At 38.5% G+C, this 1,468-nt stretch carries 3 protein-coding genes; 2 read left to right on the top strand and 1 reads right to left on the bottom strand.

The genetic code is table 11. The features are described from left to right. Both GMD4S_RS08820 and GMD4S_RS08815 read left to right on the top strand, forming a co-directional pair. Positions 1 to 506, top strand: a 506-nt coding sequence (locus GMD4S_RS08820; protein WP_000574697.1) for a riboflavin kinase, incomplete at its 5' end; no start/stop codon positions are given. A 147-nt stretch (positions 507 to 653) separates the two neighbouring features. Beyond that, positions 654 to 815: a hypothetical protein gene (locus GMD4S_RS08815; protein ID WP_000627735.1), complete on the top strand. Its 162-nt coding sequence runs from the start codon at positions 654 to 656 to the stop codon at positions 813 to 815. A 183-nt stretch (positions 816 to 998) separates the two neighbouring features. Here GMD4S_RS08815 and GMD4S_RS08810 read toward each other — a convergent pair. Next, positions 999 to 1,468 (bottom strand): TIGR03943 family putative permease subunit (locus GMD4S_RS08810; RefSeq protein WP_000485240.1); only part of this gene is annotated, 470 nt, incomplete at its 5' end.

Below are 1,468 nucleotides of genomic sequence, written 5' to 3'. Positions count from 1 at the left end.
TGAAGGACTATTTTGATGGAGAGATCATCATTGTTCCTCCAGTTGAGGATGAAAAGGGCAAGATTAGTTCTACACGGATTCGTCAGGCAATTCTTGATGGAGATGTAAAGGAAGTCAAGCATCTGCTCGGCACTCCGCTCCCATCTCGTGGAATGGTCGTTCATGGAAATGCTCGTGGGCGGACTATTGGTTATCCAACAGCCAATCTGGTCCTAAGAGACCGAACTTACATGCCAGCGGACGGTGTTTACGTAGTCGATATCGAAGTGCAACGTCAGAGATATCGTGGCATGGCAAGTGTTGGGAAAAATGTTACTTTCGATGGAGAAGAACCACGTTTTGAAGTCAATATTTTCGACTTTTCAGACGATATTTACGGTGAGACAGTCATGGTCTACTGGCTGGACCGTGTTCGCGATATGGTCAAATTTGACTCCATAGAAGAACTCGTAGACCAACTCCAGAAAGACGAAGAGATTGCTCGGAACTGGAAGGATGGAGAGTAGAAGAGTTAAAAAAGTGAACCATATTATGGGTTTGCTTTTTTATTTTTGAAAGAAATTTTTATAGAGAGAAACATAATTGAAGCTTGATTGAAAATCTGTTAAAATAGTGATATTCATAACTTTAAAAATCAAAGAAAAGAGACTAATATGATTACAGGCGAATTCAATATTCCAAGTGGTGAAATTATCTTTACTCCTGAAGAATTGGATCATCAGGTCTCTTATGTATCTGATGATGCCTTTAACTTGAAATTGGATACAATTTTTGATGAATACGACGATGTTTTCAAAGCTTTGTTGGAAAGATGACAGTCTATTTAACAGAAAAGCAAATTGAAAAAAATGATAAGCTATTCTAAATGGGTTTCTGAACATTCTGTCAGAGAAAAGAACAAAAAGTAAGCTAGTTTGTTAGATTGAAATGAGTATAAGAAAAAAATGAAGAGACAATATTGGAATTCTGTAATACAGAAATTCTGATATTGTCTCTTTTTATTGAAATACGCGATAAACATAAGGATTTTCTGGTTTGTCTACTTTTGTGAAACTCTCAACTTCCAGTGTTGGGAGTTTTTGTTTGAGTTCTTTATGGTAGTGGAGGGTCAGGGTTCCTCTAGCGGTAATCCAGGTATTGTCAGGATACTGGCGTGAGTTTCCCTTGGTCAGGAGTCCATATACACCAGAGTCTGCGATACAGTGGATAATCCCAAAGCGAAAGAGGAATTGGCTATCTGGATGGCTAGGATCGTTATAAACAAAGCCTGTAAACTCGATTTTCTTTCCTTCAAACTCCTGAGGATAGTCATAGAGAACTTCCATGACCTCCATATAGTTTTCATCTGTAACCTGAATGGTTGACTGGGAGAGGTATTTATCAGCTGTAGACCTCATTTCCTTTTCATAAGCAGATTTGGAAAAATAGGTGCTGGTATCGGGTTTGAGGTATTGACTGGATGTTCCTT

Source organism: Streptococcus sp. GMD4S (assembly GCF_000296955.1).
The sequence above is the reverse complement of the archived record's forward strand: the minus strand, read 5'-3'. Positions and strand labels throughout refer to the sequence as shown.